The sequence below is a fragment of the Methylobacterium sp. J-048 genome (genome assembly GCF_022829515.1).
GTDB lineage: Bacteria > Pseudomonadota > Alphaproteobacteria > Rhizobiales > Beijerinckiaceae > Methylobacterium.
On sequence record NZ_JAKSYL010000287.1, the window covers coordinates 259,582 to 273,919 of the forward strand.

The 14,338-nt window shown below is 65.1% G+C and carries 16 protein-coding genes, 1 tRNA gene and 1 riboswitch; of the genes, 8 read left to right on the plus strand and 9 right to left on the minus strand.

Annotated features, from left to right (window positions below; genetic code table 11):
• Position 1: 1 nt before the first annotated feature.
• On the minus strand, positions 2-2,182 hold the full coding sequence (locus tag MKL09_RS29120) for a transglycosylase domain-containing protein (protein ID WP_244025431.1): 2,181 nt from the start codon (positions 2,180-2,182) through the stop codon (positions 2-4).
• A 312-nt stretch (positions 2,183-2,494) separates the two neighbouring features.
• Here MKL09_RS29120 and MKL09_RS29125 point away from each other — a divergent pair, with 312 nt between their 5' ends.
• Positions 2,495-3,541, plus strand: a complete 1,047-nt coding sequence (locus MKL09_RS29125) for a RelA/SpoT domain-containing protein (protein ID WP_244025432.1) — start codon at positions 2,495-2,497, stop codon at positions 3,539-3,541.
• A gap of 318 nt (positions 3,542-3,859) precedes the next feature.
• Here the strand turns inward: MKL09_RS29125 and MKL09_RS29130 are convergent, their stop codons facing one another.
• Complete coding sequence (locus tag MKL09_RS29130; protein WP_244025433.1) at positions 3,860-4,117, minus strand: hypothetical protein; 258 nt, start codon at positions 4,115-4,117, stop codon at positions 3,860-3,862.
• Positions 4,118-4,283: 166 nt separating this feature from the next.
• Between MKL09_RS29130 and MKL09_RS29135 the strand changes: the two genes are divergently transcribed.
• Both MKL09_RS29135 and MKL09_RS32155 read left to right on the plus strand, forming a co-directional pair.
• Positions 4,284-4,505 (plus strand): hypothetical protein, encoded by a 222-nt coding sequence (locus tag MKL09_RS29135; protein WP_244025434.1) that lies wholly within the window; start codon positions 4,284-4,286, stop codon positions 4,503-4,505.
• Between the two features lie 336 nt (positions 4,506-4,841).
• On the plus strand, positions 4,842-5,195 hold the full coding sequence (locus MKL09_RS32155; protein ID WP_279606184.1) for a GFA family protein: 354 nt from the start codon (positions 4,842-4,844) through the stop codon (positions 5,193-5,195).
• 323 nt (positions 5,196-5,518) lie between these two features.
• On the opposite strand, the gene MKL09_RS29145 is transcribed toward MKL09_RS32155, so the two are convergent.
• Positions 5,519-5,893 (minus strand): ATP-dependent helicase, encoded by a 375-nt coding sequence (locus MKL09_RS29145; protein ID WP_244025435.1) that lies wholly within the window; start codon positions 5,891-5,893, stop codon positions 5,519-5,521.
• 193 nt (positions 5,894-6,086) lie between these two features.
• Between MKL09_RS29145 and MKL09_RS29150 the strand changes: the two genes are divergently transcribed.
• Both MKL09_RS29150 and MKL09_RS29155 read left to right on the plus strand, forming a co-directional pair.
• Positions 6,087-6,572 (plus strand): hypothetical protein, encoded by a 486-nt coding sequence (locus MKL09_RS29150; protein WP_244025436.1) that lies wholly within the window; start codon positions 6,087-6,089, stop codon positions 6,570-6,572.
• Between the two features lie 107 nt (positions 6,573-6,679).
• Complete coding sequence (locus MKL09_RS29155) at positions 6,680-6,925, plus strand: pilus assembly protein PilZ (RefSeq protein WP_244025437.1); 246 nt, start codon at positions 6,680-6,682, stop codon at positions 6,923-6,925.
• Positions 6,926-6,935: 10 nt separating this feature from the next.
• Here the strand turns inward: MKL09_RS29155 and MKL09_RS29160 are convergent, their stop codons facing one another.
• The 3 genes from MKL09_RS29160 to MKL09_RS29170 all read right to left on the minus strand — a co-directional run bounded on the left by MKL09_RS29160 (position 6,936) and on the right by MKL09_RS29170 (position 9,337).
• Complete coding sequence (locus tag MKL09_RS29160) at positions 6,936-7,997, minus strand: acyltransferase family protein (RefSeq protein WP_244025438.1); 1,062 nt, start codon at positions 7,995-7,997, stop codon at positions 6,936-6,938.
• Positions 7,998-8,102: 105 nt separating this feature from the next.
• Positions 8,103-8,477 (minus strand): HNH endonuclease, encoded by a 375-nt coding sequence (locus MKL09_RS29165; protein ID WP_244025439.1) that lies wholly within the window; start codon positions 8,475-8,477, stop codon positions 8,103-8,105.
• Between the two features lie 20 nt (positions 8,478-8,497).
• Entirely contained in the window at positions 8,498-9,337 is an 840-nt protein-coding gene (locus tag MKL09_RS29170) for an alpha/beta hydrolase (RefSeq protein ID WP_244025440.1), read from the minus strand.
• A gap of 138 nt (positions 9,338-9,475) precedes the next feature.
• Positions 9,476-9,581: riboswitch (TPP riboswitch) on the plus strand.
• 70 nt (positions 9,582-9,651) lie between these two features.
• Here MKL09_RS29170 and thiC point away from each other — a divergent pair.
• The 3 genes from thiC to MKL09_RS29185 all read left to right on the plus strand — a co-directional run bounded on the left by thiC (position 9,652) and on the right by MKL09_RS29185 (position 12,329).
• The gene (gene thiC, locus MKL09_RS29175; RefSeq protein WP_244025441.1) at positions 9,652-11,538 is read left to right on the plus strand and encodes a phosphomethylpyrimidine synthase ThiC; all 1,887 of its coding nucleotides are present in this window, start codon (positions 9,652-9,654) and stop codon (positions 11,536-11,538) included.
• Positions 11,539-11,724: 186 nt separating this feature from the next.
• Positions 11,725-12,063: a flagellar protein FlaG gene (locus MKL09_RS29180; protein ID WP_244025442.1), complete on the plus strand. Its 339-nt coding sequence runs from the start codon at positions 11,725-11,727 to the stop codon at positions 12,061-12,063.
• Between the two features lie 191 nt (positions 12,064-12,254).
• Positions 12,255-12,329: transfer RNA gene (locus MKL09_RS29185), tRNA-Gly, on the plus strand.
• Positions 12,330-12,516: 187 nt separating this feature from the next.
• Here MKL09_RS29185 and MKL09_RS29190 read toward each other — a convergent pair.
• From MKL09_RS29190 to MKL09_RS29200, 3 genes are read right to left on the minus strand one after another with little or no spacing between them, the layout of a single operon-like run.
• Positions 12,517-12,867 carry a hypothetical protein gene (locus tag MKL09_RS29190; RefSeq protein ID WP_244025443.1) on the minus strand — a complete coding sequence of 117 codons (351 nt, stop codon included), beginning with the start codon at positions 12,865-12,867 and terminating at the stop codon, positions 12,517-12,519.
• Between the two features lie 52 nt (positions 12,868-12,919).
• Positions 12,920-13,780, minus strand: a complete 861-nt coding sequence (locus MKL09_RS29195) for a hypothetical protein (protein WP_244025444.1) — start codon at positions 13,778-13,780, stop codon at positions 12,920-12,922.
• Positions 13,781-13,836: 56 nt separating this feature from the next.
• Positions 13,837-14,301: a DUF6011 domain-containing protein gene (locus MKL09_RS29200; protein ID WP_313901213.1), complete on the minus strand. Its 465-nt coding sequence runs from the start codon at positions 14,299-14,301 to the stop codon at positions 13,837-13,839.
• Positions 14,302-14,338 lie beyond the last annotated feature (37 nt).

Below are 14,338 nucleotides of genomic sequence, written 5' to 3' on the forward strand. Positions count from 1 at the left end.
GCTATTCGCCGATCCCGAACAGCTTCTCGACGAAGTTGCGGTCGTCCTTTTGGGGCGCCCGGCGTGCGGGAGCCTGCTGGCGGGGCGCCTGGGCGGCCGGATCCCCAAAAATCTGGCCCAGGAGGTCGGCCGGGGAACTCGGCGCCGCGCTCGCCACAGAGGCGGTGGTCTCGGGCGGCGGCTTGCGCCAGCGGTTGAGACCCGGCAGCGGCACCGGGTTCTGACCCTTCAGAGCCTGGGTCATGTAGGTCTTCCAGATCTCCGCCGGCAGGTTGCCGCCGGTGACCTTCTTGGTGAGTTCGCCATCGTCGTTGCCGAGCCAGATCCCGGTAACGAGGCTGCCCGAATAGCCGATGAACCAGGCGTCGCGGAAATCCTGGGTGGTGCCGGTCTTACCCGCGAGATCCCAGCCCGGGATGTCCGCCTTCTTGGCGGTGCCGGACACGAAGGTCTCGTGCATCATGGCGTTCATCATGCCGTCGGCGTTGGCGTCGATGACCCGGCCGAGCCCGTTGTCGGAGCGCTTGTACAGCATCGCGCCGGCGGCGCTCTTCACCGAGGTGACCACGTAGGGGATCACCCCGGTGCCGCCGTTGGCGAAGGCCCCGTAGGCGCCGACCATCTCCAGCAGGGTCACCTCGGAGGTGCCGAGCGCGATCGAGCCGTTCGCCTGGAGCGGCGAGGTGATGCCGAGGCGCTGGGCGGTCTGCACCACCGTCTTCGGGCCGACCTCCTGGCCGAGCCGCACCGCCACCGTGTTGAGCGAATGGGCCAGCGCGGTGCGCAGGGTGACCGGGCCGTCGTAGCGGTGGGAGTAGTTCTCCGGCGCCCAGTTGCCGATCCGGATCGGCGCGTCGTCCTTCACCGTTTCGGGGGTAGCCCCGTGCTCCACGGCGGCGAGGTAGACGAACGGCTTGAACGCGGAGCCGGGCTGACGCTTGGCCGTGGTCGCCCGGTTGAACTGGCTCTGCGCGTAGTCGCGCCCGCCGATCAGCGCGCGGATCGCCCCGTCGGGCCGCATCGACACCAGGGCGCCCTGGCCGACATTGAAGCGCGCGCCCCTGGCATTCAGCTCGTCGGTGAGCGCCTTCTCGGCCAGGGCCTGCAGGCCGGTATCGACCGTGGTCTGGACGGTGATGTCGGTGTCGAACTTGCCGACGTAATCGTCGAGCACGTCCATCACGAGATCGGCGACGTAGTTGGCCGAGCCGCCGCCGCGGGCGTTGGCGGGCCTGGCCGGCTGGGCGAGTGCCACCTTGGCGTCCTGGGCCGGCACGAAGCCGAGCTCCTGCATGGCGGCGAGCACCTGCGCGGCCCGGGCCTGGGCGGCGGGCAGGTTGCGGTTCGGCGCCAGACGCGAGGGCGCCTGCACGAGGCCGCCGAGCATCGCGGCCTGGGCCAGCGACACCTCCTTGGCGGGTTTGCCGAAATAGCGCTGCGCCGCGGCCTCGACGCCGTAGGCGCCGGCGCCGAAATAGACCCGGTTCAGGTACAGTTCGAGGATCTCGTCCTTGCTGTACTTGTGCTCCAGCCAGAGGGCGAGGATCGCCTCCTGGATCTTTCGCGAGGCCGAGCGCTCGGGCGTCAGAAACAGGTTCTTGGCGAGCTGCTGGGTCAGCGTCGAGCCGCCCTGCGCGACGCCGCGCCGGGTCAGGTTCTGGCCGATCGCCCGGAGGATGCCCACCGGATCGACGCCGAAATGCTGATAGAAGCGCCGGTCCTCGATCGCCACGAAGGCCCGCGGCAGGTAGGGCGGCAGCTCCTTGATCGAGACCACCCGGCCGCCGGTCTCGCCTCGATTGGCCAGCAGCGAGCCGTCGCTGGCCAGGATGGCAATGTTGGGCGGGCGCTTGGGCACCGCGAGCTGGTCGATCGGCGGCAGCTGCGAGGCGTGGTAGGCGATCAGCCCGGCGATGCCGATCACCGCCCACAAGCCGAGCACCACGGTGCCGTAGACGATCCGGCCGAGCCACGAGCGCCGACGCCGGCCGGACTTCTTTTGGGTCCTGCGCGCCGCCGTCTTGGCCGGGGCCCGCGCCGTCTCGTCCGCTCGCTTGCCCACGCGCTCTCCTGTCCCGGCCCGATCGTCCCGGGACAGGCGCAGGTCGAGTTCGCCGCGATCCCGGACGCGCCCTTCCGGCACGTCGAAATTCGGCTCCATCCTGCCCCGACCCTTGGCCATGCATCCCGTCTTCGAACGATCCGACACCGACGCGCGTGCATTGCGGTGCAGCCCGGTTACCGCACGCTAAATGCGGCGGTTTAGGGCCGCAGGCCGGGAGTGACAATGTCCCGATTCGCGATCCAACCGCCGTTGCGCACAGCAATAAAAGCCACCTACGGCGACCCTGCGATGAGCTTGCGGCAACACGGTGTCGAACGGGTTAAGGAGCGGCCGGCGAATCAGTTAGTATGGTCGGTCGGGCATATGGCGTTGACCGAAAAACGCCTCGACCGTCATTGAAGCTCTCGGATAAAGCAGTAAGCTCAATCTATGGCTTTTCCAGAACCCCCTTCCCCAAAATCGAGAGTCAGAACTGCCGGCAAAGCAATTGCGGAAGGGCGCGGCGACGCTGCCGATTTTTTGGAAGTAGAGCAGTGGCGAGCATCCCATGGCTACGTAATCAACACTTTCAATGTTTGGTTCAGAAGAAAGATTTCGGCAAGTCAAGTCACTGTGGAATTCGCGCAGAGACTTAAGCGGGGAAATACCGTCATTGATAAATTGCAACGCAAAAAACCAGACGGCACTCCTCTAATAAGAGATATCACAACTATGCAAGATCTTGCTGGTTGTAGGCTGATATTTGAAAATATTGACGACCTTTACAGGTTCAGGAACCATGTTTTATCAAACGAAGTACTTGGAAACGTAAATCATAAATTAAAACATGAGGATAAAGACAAATACAACTATATCGAACATCCGAAAACGACTGGATATCGCGGTGTTCATGACGTTCTCATACATAACCCTAGGCCCCATAGGCGCGGGGACGATAGTTCTTTGCCATGGCATGGGTTGATGGTTGAGGTACAATATAGAACTAGGCCACAGCATGCTTGGGCAACTGCATTAGAAATTTCCGATGTTCTTGACAGAGAACGAACTAAATTTGGCTATGGCGAGGACGATAGGGGTAGATTTTTCGCTATAGCCAGTGAAATTATTGCCAGACGACACGAAGGCATAACGCGAGCCTTTACTGAATTTAGTGACAACGCGTTGGATGATGTTTTCTGGGAATTGGAAGAGCGACTTGCAATTGTGCAGAGGCTCGATGCGCTACGTCAATTCGGCGATTTCGAAAAACTTGGCAAACATAATGTGCTGAACATCGTTTCCACCGAAGACGGCGGCTATTCATTGAATGTCGAGATGTTCAAGAATGCGCAGCTCGCAATCGCGAGAGCCAATGAGCTTGAAAATGCAGCCGAAAGCATAAACACTGTTTATGTTACGGGCGATCCAAAACAACTGAGAAGCGCCTACAGGAACTATTTCAACGACCCCACCGATTTCGTTAGTCTCCTAAAATAATTTAGTAACTGCATCTTAGCGCGATTTTGCTATCGATTAGCACCCGTTATATTTTAACGATCTGTACAAATCGATGAGATGCAGTTGAGTTTTTGATTCGTTGATAGCACGTGATTTGATCCATCAAAACGTTTGCACCTGAGTACACTACGGAACAAGTTGGGCCGGATGCGGAAAGGCAGCTTGGGGTAAATTCACGAAGATCCGCTTCTGGGTCGATCATAATCAGAAATAGAAGTGAGCAGAACGAGAGCGTCGATCAACAGCGCTTACCCAGTCGCCTGCATATAGCAGCTCAACGAGTGTGGTCGTTGGCAATTACATACCGACACCACCGTACCTTTTCTGCGCCTCGGAACGGAGAACCTCGCGCACGAAAGCGAACACAGCCTCTCGGCCCTCTGGAGCTTTGATTGCAAGCCACATTTGGATCAGTTGCGAGGTGTCCTTTGCCGTCGCTGCTGGAGCCTCTTCGGAGAAACGATCCTGCGAGCAGCCGAGCGCCTTAGCTAACCGAGCGAGCGTTGCGCTTTTGAAGGTATCCGGTTCTGAATCGAGGCCCTTGGGCGTTGCCATGTCCATGTATATCCTCGAAGTAGGGAGCTAGTTGTCGGACCAATAAGTACACCTTAGCATTGCATAGCTGGTTGTGTAACCGGAAAAATTTTACTAAACTGGTGCCAGGAACGAGGTATGTAATAAATTTACAGTCTAGTTGTTTCCAATGCCGGATGCAAAATCTATGGATCATGTCCCCGATCTGGACGCAGTCGCCGATGCAGTCATAGCTGCCCACGCTGTTATCGAGAAGAATGGCACGGAAATGATGAAGACGTTGAGCCAAATGCTTCTACTAAATGTGGGAAAAGAGATTGCACGTCGAATTGTTACTTCTAAAGATGTAGAATTGCCTAAGGAAGAAGCAATAGACTTACTGAAGGGCCTGCTGAAAAAAGGCACGTAGAAGTTGCCTGCGACGGAAGGTCCTCGTCGGTCAGAAAGGCCAAGGTCCGTTTGCCACCCCAAACCGAAGTTGCCGGACCGCGAACGAATGACTGCTCTGGGGAAGCTCCGATGCCGTCCGGCACGGCAAGCTCGGGTCGGAAGCCGAATCGCGGCTCAGCGTGGTTTCCTGCCCGCCCACTTCCGGACCGCCGATGCGTGTAGCGGACATAGCCTTGGGGCCGCGCACGACGCACAGGAGACATTGCGATCCGGCGTTGCTACGGGTCGGCCTCCCGCCTGAAAGGCCGAACACATGCTCCATGGACGTTGCCACTGCAACTCGATCCAGTTCGAGATGCCGGATCAGGCGGCCGCAAGTTCTGTATGCTACTGCGACGATTGTCGGAAGCAGTCAGGCGCACCCATGGTGGCATGGGCTATGGTGCCCGAGGCTACGGTATCGATCACCGGTAAGCCGAACGTCTATAGCTCGTCCGAAGGAGGGCAGCGATCATTCTGTGGGTCGTGTGGGACGGGTCTGTTCTTTACGAACGCACTCCTTGCTCAAATGGGGATGATGCAAGTGAGGATCGCGGCGCTCGATGATCCCAACGCGATCCTCCCGCAGATGCAGGTGCAGACGGCGGAACGCGTGAAGTGGATGGCATCGGTGCACGAACTACCGGCGTTCGAGCGTTTTCCGGGGTAAGCAAGAGCCGCTTTCCACTCCGAGCCGAAGTTGGCGAGTGGTCAACGGATGACCGCTCTCGGGAAGAGCCGCATGGCGCTTTGGGCGACCGGGTTGGATCGGAAGCAGCCCTTTGACCGCAGATTACTGACGATTCAAACCACCAGCTTTATCAGAAAGTGTGTCATTCTTGTTTTCGCCGCATTTCTGAAACTGCGACAGAATTGTAAAACAACAACAGTGGCAATGACTTAATTTGTCTGAGTTACCTTCACTGCGGCGGGTTAAGGGGTCGTTAGCGATGCCGTCCGCATCCGGCTCGGATGTCGGGACTTGAATCGCCCTCACCGCTCGGCCGTCGGGTTCTGGCCCAGCACCCGCCGCGCCTCGGCGAGCAGAACCGGATGCCGGACCGATTGCGGGCCGGAATCCGGGGTCTCGCGGCCGAGCCGGGCGATGCGCGCCGTGAACAGCTTCCGGCGCAGGCCGAACCGGCCGATGCTGGCGGTCAGCGCCAGCAGGACGGTCCGCACCGCCTCGGTCCGCTCGCGCTCCTCCACGATCTCGGACTTCAGCGCCGCTTCGCGTTGCAGGGCCGCGTCGAGTTCGACGCGCACGGCGGCCCGGCTCGCCTCGTCCCGGCGCGCGGTCTCCAGCTGGATCCGGCATTCCTGCAGCGCGCTGAGGATCATGAGCTCCTGCGCCGACGCATCCCGCATTGAGTCCTCCCGGCGCGCCAATCTCCGGGGGACAACCCGGTGCGCGCCCGCTCCCTGTCACAAAAGCTTCGGCCCCGGCCTGCGACCGCGTGCCGACCGTCGTGGGTTGGCCATACCGGTGCCGGGCTCTAGCCGAAAGCCACCGCGCCGCGATATCGAGGCCGCGACCATCGGGGAAAAAGGGATCGACGACGTGCGTTGCAGGATTGCCGTGGCCCTGGGGGGCCTCTTGCTCGGTTCGGTTCCAGTGGGGCCTGCTTCGGCGCGGGTCGAGCATCTCGACACGGTGAATTTGGTCGCCTGCGCCCAGGATGGCGGGGTCTGCCGGATGCCCTACCCCACCAACGTCTATTACGGCGTGCCCGGCAAGACCAACGGCCGCCCGTTCCCGCAGGGCGGCATGGTCCCGTGCAACAGCCAGACCTTCGGCGATCCCGCCCCGGGCCAGCCGAAGAGCTGCTGGTACGCGCCGCGCCTGAGCGAGACCCGCGGCGGCGGTGTCGCCCCCCGGGACCGCGACGACGATGACGACGACCGCCATCGCCGGGACGATTACCGCCGGCGCGACGACGACCGCTACGGCCGCGACTACGACCGTCCGCGGCCGCGCCGGTCTTACGACGACGATGACGACGCCCCGCCGCGGCGGCCCTACCGGGACGATCGGGACGCGTATTGATCGTGTTGCGCCTTAAATCAGTCGCGCCGCCATATCGGGGCTGTTAACCGCCCTCCGGCATCGTCCGGTCTGCGAGCCGCGGCTTCGCGGGCCGGGTGGAGGTTGCGATGACGGAGGATCGCCGCGGGGCATTCCGCAAGAATGCCTTCACGTTCGGCACGCTGCTGCTCGCCTGCGGTGAAGTCGGCTGCCTGGTCTGGGACGCGACCGAGACAGGCGCCCAGATCGAGGTCGAGAACGATCAGGCGGTGCCGGACCGCTTCCCGATCCGCCTCACCGACGGCGCTGACCCGCGGCCGGCCGCGGTAGCGTGGCGGAAGAGCCGCCGAATCGGCGTCGCTTTCGAGGGCTGAGGCATCTCGTTCACGTCGTCGCCAGGGTCGAACGCGGGCGCGATCCGGCCGCCAGCCGGAACCATTTCGGGCGGACGAACAGCAGTTTGAGCGGCGTGCCGCGCACCAGCCGTTCCAGCGCCAGCGGCAACAACAGGGCGGCAGCCATCACGATCAGACTGGCAAGTCCGATATCCGTTACGAGGCCGGTGCGGACCAGAATTTCGCGGGTCGCGGCCATCGGCAGCGAGAAGGCGAGATAGATCACGATCGAGCGCTGGCCGCAGCGCCGCAGGGCCTCGGCCAGGACGCCGCCCGCCCGTTCGATCAGCGCTGCCGCGACCACGATCGCCAGGGCGCCCGCCGCCCCGAGGCCGAGGCTGACCAGCGGCAGGCTGGCGAGGGTCGGGTAGATCGGGCTGCCGGTCTGCGTCAGGGCGAGCCCCCCTTCCAGGAGAGCCCAGGCGGCGAGACCGCAGAGCGCCAGGCCGACATGCCGGCGTGCCGCGTCGGCCAGGGCGAAGATCCGGCCCGCGAACAGGTAGCCCGCTACGAAGTAGACGTAGCGGCCGCAAAATTCCTCGATCAGGGTCGCGTCGCTGCGGATGTCGGCGATCTGCAGCAGGGCGGCGCCGCCGAGCAGCACTCCTGCGGGGCAACGGCGTAGGGCCTTGGTCACCACCGAGAAGACGGCTAGCAGGTAGACGAACCACAGGCTGGAATACGGCTCGACCAGCGCGTGGGCGATATGGGCGGCGAACGCCCCGGGCCCGGCTTCGCCGACGATGCTGCCGTAGCGGGCGGCCGACTGGATCACCAGCCAGAGGCCGTAGAAATACGCGAAATGCACCACCCGGCGGTCGGCGAACAGGCGCCAGTCGCGGTCGATCACCCGGCCCAGGAACAGGCCGGACAGGAGGAAGAAATCCGGGATCCGGAACGGCTTGGCAAAGGCCACGACCGGATGGAGGAACCCCTCCCCGCCCATCGCCGCGCCGGTGCCGATCACCGAATGCATCATCACCACCAGGAGGATGCAGATCCCCTTGGCGGTATCGACCCAGGCCAGCCGGCCGTCCCCTGCCCCGCCCATCGTCCAACTCCCCGACCGAAGCGAGTGTGGAGCGGCAAGGTTGACGGGGATGCATGCCTGGCGGCGGAACCTGCTTTCGTGCTGAGCGCCGGGTAAACGCCCCGCTCAATCCCGGCGCTTGCCCGCGCGCCGGTCGCGGGTCATGCGGGTAGCGGTGTGGAAATCGTCGGGCTTGCCGCGGATCCAGACCAGGAAGCGGGCGATCTCCGGATCGGTCCGCAACGCCTCGACATCGGCGAGCCGCTTGGCGATCTCGGCCTCGCTGTAGCGGGCATGGATCGCCGAATGGCAGATCTGGTGCAGGCGCACGGTGCCCTGGTGGGTCCCGCCCTTCAGCTTCGGGGTGAGGTGGTGGAGGCTGGAGTGGGCGCGCGGCGGGATCGGCCGGCCGCAGAGCGGACAGACCGGATCCGCCCGGGGGACGGCACCCGGCATGTCCGGGTCGTCGGCGTTCCAGCGCCGGGAGCGGCGTCCGACCAAGCGATTCCCCCCAATCCCGATCAGGGCACGGCGCGATCCACCGCCCGGCAGGCCGGCCCGACGAGTCCGCGGAACTCCGCCTCAGCCTCGCGATCCCGGATTCCGAAGATCGAGACGTGGTCGCCCGGGACCAACGCGAACCGCGCCCGAGGCCCCGCCGCCGCGGCCAGTGCCCGGGCGAGCTTGGCCGGCACCACCGGGTCGTCGGTGCCCTGGACGATCAGGACGGGCTCGGTCCCGCCGCGAATGCGCAAGTCCGAGCGGTAGGTGTCGCGCAAGAGCCAGGACGGTGCCAGCGGGACATGCAGCCACACGGCATGGGTGAGCGAATCGAACGGTGCTTCGAGATAGAGCCCGATCGCCGCGACGCGCCCGGCCATCGCGACCGCCACCGCGGCGCCCAGGGAATGCCCATGCAGCAGGATCGGCGCCCCCGGGGCGCGCGCCATTGCGGCCGCCACCGCCGCCATCCCGTCGCGGATCAGCCCGTCTTCGCTCGGCGATCCTGTCGAGCCGGGATAGCCGCGATAGGCCGGCGCCAGGACGCCCCACCCGGCCCCGCGCCACGGATCCGCAGCGAAGCGGGCGGCATGCGGCGCGGGGCGGGAGCCGTTGCCGTGGAAGCTGACCACCACCCCGCAGCCCGGAAGCGGCGGCCGCCACAGGGCGAACAGCCGCTCGCCATCCTCGGTGGTCAGGGTGATGACCTCGGTCCCGGGAGGAGCCAGCCGGTTGCGTGCTTGCTCGCCCGCCCAGGCAGCGCCCGGATAGATCAACCGCCGCTGGAACACGGCCAGGGCCACGAGCGCGGTCAGATAGACCAGGGCCACGATGGCCAACAGCAGGAGCAGGATGCGCATGTTTCGGGATTGGGCTGAGAGGCCATTATGGCGGCATTTCGCTTCTCGGAGGAGGCGGGCCCGACACCGACTCCTGGATCCTGTCAGCCCCCTCTCCCGCCACGGCATTGACAAACCCTTTGCCGGGCCCGAGTCTTGAACCGTTCCGAGGGGGGCCCTGTAGGGGGCTGAGATTGGGCATGCTGCCCTGACCCTTGAACCTGATCCGGCTCATACCGGCGGAGGGACGGGAACCTGCGGCTGCATGCGTGCGGCCGGATCTCATCTCAGCCATCGCGTGGTCCGGAGCGCTCCAACACGAGGAGAGGCCCACGATGAACGCACCCGTTCTTCCCAAGGACGTGAAAGCCAGCCCCGAGACCGTGACCACGGGTCCGGTCACCGGATCGCGCAAGGTCTACGCGAGCCCGGCCGGCCGGTCGGACATCCGAGTGCCCTATCGCGAGATCGTCTTGTCCGATCCGAAAGAGGAACCGGTGCGGGTCTATGATCCGTCGGGCCCCTACACCGAGACAGACGCGCGCATCGATCTCACCGCCGGCCTGCCCGGCGTGCGCGAGCCCTGGATCGCGGCGCGCGGCTACGCTGCTGTCGAACCCCGGGCGGTCAAGCCCGAGGATAACGGCTTCGCCGGCGACAAGCTCGTGGACCCCTGCCCCGCCGCCCGCACGATCCGCAAGGCCGGCCCCGGCCAGATGGTGACGCAGTACGAGTTCGCCCGGGCCGGGATCATCACCGAGGAGATGATCTACGTCGCCCATCGCGAGAACGCGTGTCGCGACGCGATGCTGGCGGGCGCCGAGGCCACCCTCGCCGACGGCCAGAGCTTCGGCGCCTCCGTGCCGCCATTCATCACGCCGGAATTCGTGCGCGACGAGATCGCCCGCGGCCGGGCGATCATCCCGGCCAACATCAATCACACCGAACTGGAGCCGATGGCGATCGGCCGGAATTTTCTGGTCAAGATCAACGCCAATATCGGCAACTCGGCGGTCACGTCGTCGGCCGCACTGGAAGTCGAGAAGCTGGTCTGGTCGATCCGCTGGGGCGCCGACACGGTCATGGACCTGTCCACCGGCCGCAACATCCACAACATCCGCTCGTGGATCATCCGCAACAGCCCGGTGCCGATCGGAACCGTGCCGATCTACCAGGCCCTCGAGAAGGTCGGCGGCGACCCGCTCAAGCTCGACTGGGAAGTGTTCAAGGATACGCTCATCGAGCAGGCCGAGCAGGGCATCGACTACTTCACCATCCATGCCGGCGTGCGGCTGGCCTACGTGCCGCTAACCGCCCGGCGGGTCACCGGCATCGTCTCGCGCGGCGGCTCGATCATGGCGCGGTGGTGCCTGGCCGGGCACCGGGAATCGTTCCTGTACGAGCATTTCGACGAGATCTGCGACATCATGCGGGCCTACGACGTGTCGTTCTCCCTCGGGGACGGCCTGCGCCCGGGCTCGATCGCCGACGCCAACGACGCCGCCCAGTTCGGCGAGCTGGAGACGCTCGGCGAGCTCACAAAGATCGCCTGGGACAAGGGCTGCCAGGTGATGATCGAGGGCCCCGGCCACGTGCCGATGCACAAGATCAAGGTCAACATGGAGAAGCAGCTGCGGGAATGCGGTGAGGCGCCGTTCTACACCCTCGGCCCGCTGACCACCGACATCGCACCCGGTTACGACCACATCACCTCGGGCATCGGCGCCGCCATGATCGGCTGGTTCGGCACCGCGATGCTCTGCTACGTCACCCCGAAGGAGCATCTCGGGCTGCCGGACCGCGACGACGTGAAGACCGGGGTGATCACCTACAAGATCGCCGCCCATGCCGCCGACCTCGCCAAGGGCCACCCGGCCGCCCAGCTGCGCGACGACGCGCTCAGCCGCGCTCGGTTCGACTTCCGCTGGGAGGACCAGTTCAACCTGGGGCTCGATCCGGACACCGCCCGCCGCTACCACGACGAGACCCTGCCCAAGGACGCCCACAAGGTCGCGCATTTCTGCTCGATGTGCGGCCCGAAATTCTGCTCGATGAAGATCACGCAGGATCTGCGCGCCGAGGTTCTGGCCATGGAGGAGGCCGGCGAGGTCGTGGGCGCCGCGCCCGCGATGTCCAAGGCCGAGGCCGAGGCGGGCATGCGGGCCAAATCGCAGGAGTTTCTGGCCGAGGGCGGCAAGCTCTACGTCGACGCCGCCGAGTGAGCGTTCGGCACGCCCCGTCCTATCAGGACGGGGCGTGCCCTTAAATGTGATCCGATCCGGTAACGCGATCTTCATTGCAACTCCGGACGCGCGGAGCCTGTCCCGCTCGCCGCGGGCCGGCGTTAACGAACGCTTAGGCCGCAGATCCGCTGAATCCTCCGATCACAGGATTGCAGGAGATCAGCCATGGATATCCGTCCGCTGAATGCGACGGCGCCGGGACCCCAGGGTCTCGACGCCCTCGCGGCGTCCGCCACGGCGGCCGTCACACAGGAGACCACGCCGGCGCAGGCCGCGACCGCACCGCTGGAACCGGCGGTGAAGCTCGACATCGCCCCGACCGGCGACAAGGCGCGCTACATCCAGGATCTCGACACCAGCTCGATCGTGTTCCAGGTGGTCGATCCGCATTCCGGCGATGTGATCGAGCAGCTCCCGAGCGAGACGGCCTTGCGCAACCGGGCCTACGACGTCGCCCGCGCTCCGCACGGCGCCTCGCCCGGCAACGTGTCCCGGATCGCCTGAGCGGCCTCGCGCCAGCCTGCACGCTGTGGTGGCGGACACATCCGCCGCCGCCGCGCGATCCGGTCGAAACCGAAAAACCCCGTTTGACGTCGTCGCCGCGGGACTGCTAGATCGCTTTCGTACACGGGCGCACGGGGCCCCGGCGAAGCCACGGCGTCGTCGGAGCCGAGACCACCGCACCGGCCGTGTCCGCGGGCGTAGTTCAGTGGTAGAACGTCAGCTTCCCAAGCTGAATGTCGTCGGTTCGATCCCGATCGCCCGCTCCATTGTTTTTCCTATACCAAGCAGACGCTTGAGGCAGGTTCCTCGCGTCGCCGTATGGGGCCTCAAAACCCAGGGATACAACGGGGATACAACGCGGCGCCCTTCGCGCCGTTGTATCCGGCGCTCGAATCCCGGCCTTCTCCGCATAGAAAAGGGGCCCCCTCAGATCTGAGGAGGCCCCCCTGGTGGTCAGAATGGGATGCCATCGTACGGATCCGGCGTTGGCTCCGGCTCCGGCGGTGGCGGATCCACGGGGTTGGCGAAGATTTCCTCGATCGCGTCGGCCTTGCCCCGCATCGTATCGACGATGGTCGGGGCGAGTCGTTGCACCGCGCGGAACACTTCCAACGGGACGGGCCGGTGCCGGTTCTTCCAGTGAGTGAGCTGTGCCACGGACACGTTCCGTCCCATGATGCCGGTGAGGCATGAGGCGAACGGAACCTGCCACTTGTTGCCGAAGCCGTTCTGCCCGACCGTGAGCACCGCTCGGCGCATGAACTCCTGGCTGTACGTCCGTTCGGTGTTCTGGTCGTCGCTCATGGTGTCGTGTCCGATTCGAGGATCTGCCGGGCACGAACCCCGGCGGCAGGTTTCAGGCGACCAGCTCGGCGAGGTAGGCCTCGTCCTGGTCGAGCAGCGCAGGGTCGACGGGGGTGAAACCTGCAGGCGGCGGCGCGGCGAGCGCCCGCTTCAGGTCTTTGTCGACCGTGACGTCCCGGCCGTAGGCGCTGACCCAGACTTGCTCGACGACAGCCTGGAATCCGCGACCAGAGCGGGCGAGCGACGCCTCCCAGATCTTGCGGTCACCGGCGTCCAGGAACAGCTTGGCGTCCAGCAGGAATCTACCGTCCACGATGGCCGTCCCGTCGCCGATCCGCTTGTGAACCGCGAGCCAGGAACGGGAGACGGTGATGTGGTGGTGGTCGACGTTCGAGGCCCACGTGTCCCGGCCCTTGTTGACCCGCGCCCAGTCCTTCACGACTTCGACGTGATAGTCGGGCTCGTCGCCGGATCCGACTTCCCACCTGGAACCGCCTGACGCGCCGTACTTCATGACCCTCTGCGCTGCCTCCAGCACGGCCATCCTGCGCTGCACGGCGAGGCGATGCCGGAGGGGCTCCGTCCGGAATCGCTCCGCGAGGCGGGCGCGATCCATCCGGCGGTTGCGGTCAGCGGCCGACTGTGGCTGCGTCCGGCGGCCCCCGTACCACTGGTGCGTCCGGAACCCGACCCGGCCCCGCCGCATGCTGTGGATCTTGCGGATCTGCTCCGCCAGCTCGAAGGCGGCCGGGACGTCGCGCTTGAGCACGACGTGTGAGAAATCGCCGGGCTCGCGCCGGGCCGCGCTGACGACCTCCTTCGCAGCCGACAGGCTGTGCGCGTTCCGCTCGATGATGAGCAGGACCAGCTTCCGCGTGATGGCGGTGGATGCGCCGAGGACATTGGACTTCATGACCGTTCTCCGACGAGGGGGCGGCCGGCGCAGGATCGCGCCGGCCGGGGCGCTGATCAGCCGAGCAGGTGTCGGTACCGCTCGCGCACCAGGGCGACGGCCTCGTCGCGATCCTTGATGTCCCGCGGGGCGAGGGAGGCGAACGTCGAGAACTGCCCCCCGCGGTGGAGCATTTCACTCCAGTCGCCATTCGAATCCCGGTAGATCAGGCGCATGCCGTCAGAGAGGATCCCGCCCCGGACGAGATCGTCGACGACGTGGGTTGCATCGTTCGTGACCGAGCGGCCGCCCAGGTCGAGATCCATGACGAGAACGATCCTGTCCTCGACCTCGACCATGAAGTCGGACCGGATCGAGAAGAGATCTTCGGCCGGGGCGCCGGCGTTCTCGCGGCAGATCGGACCCATGCCGACTTTCATGGAGAGGTGATCCGACAGCGGCCTCTTGCAAACCTTGCAGTGCGTGTAGCCGCCGACAGAAGAGCTGAAGGTGGTCGTGACGGGGGGCGTAGCCTTATCCACGGGTGTGCTCCGTTCTGTGTGGAGGGGTCGAAATCGA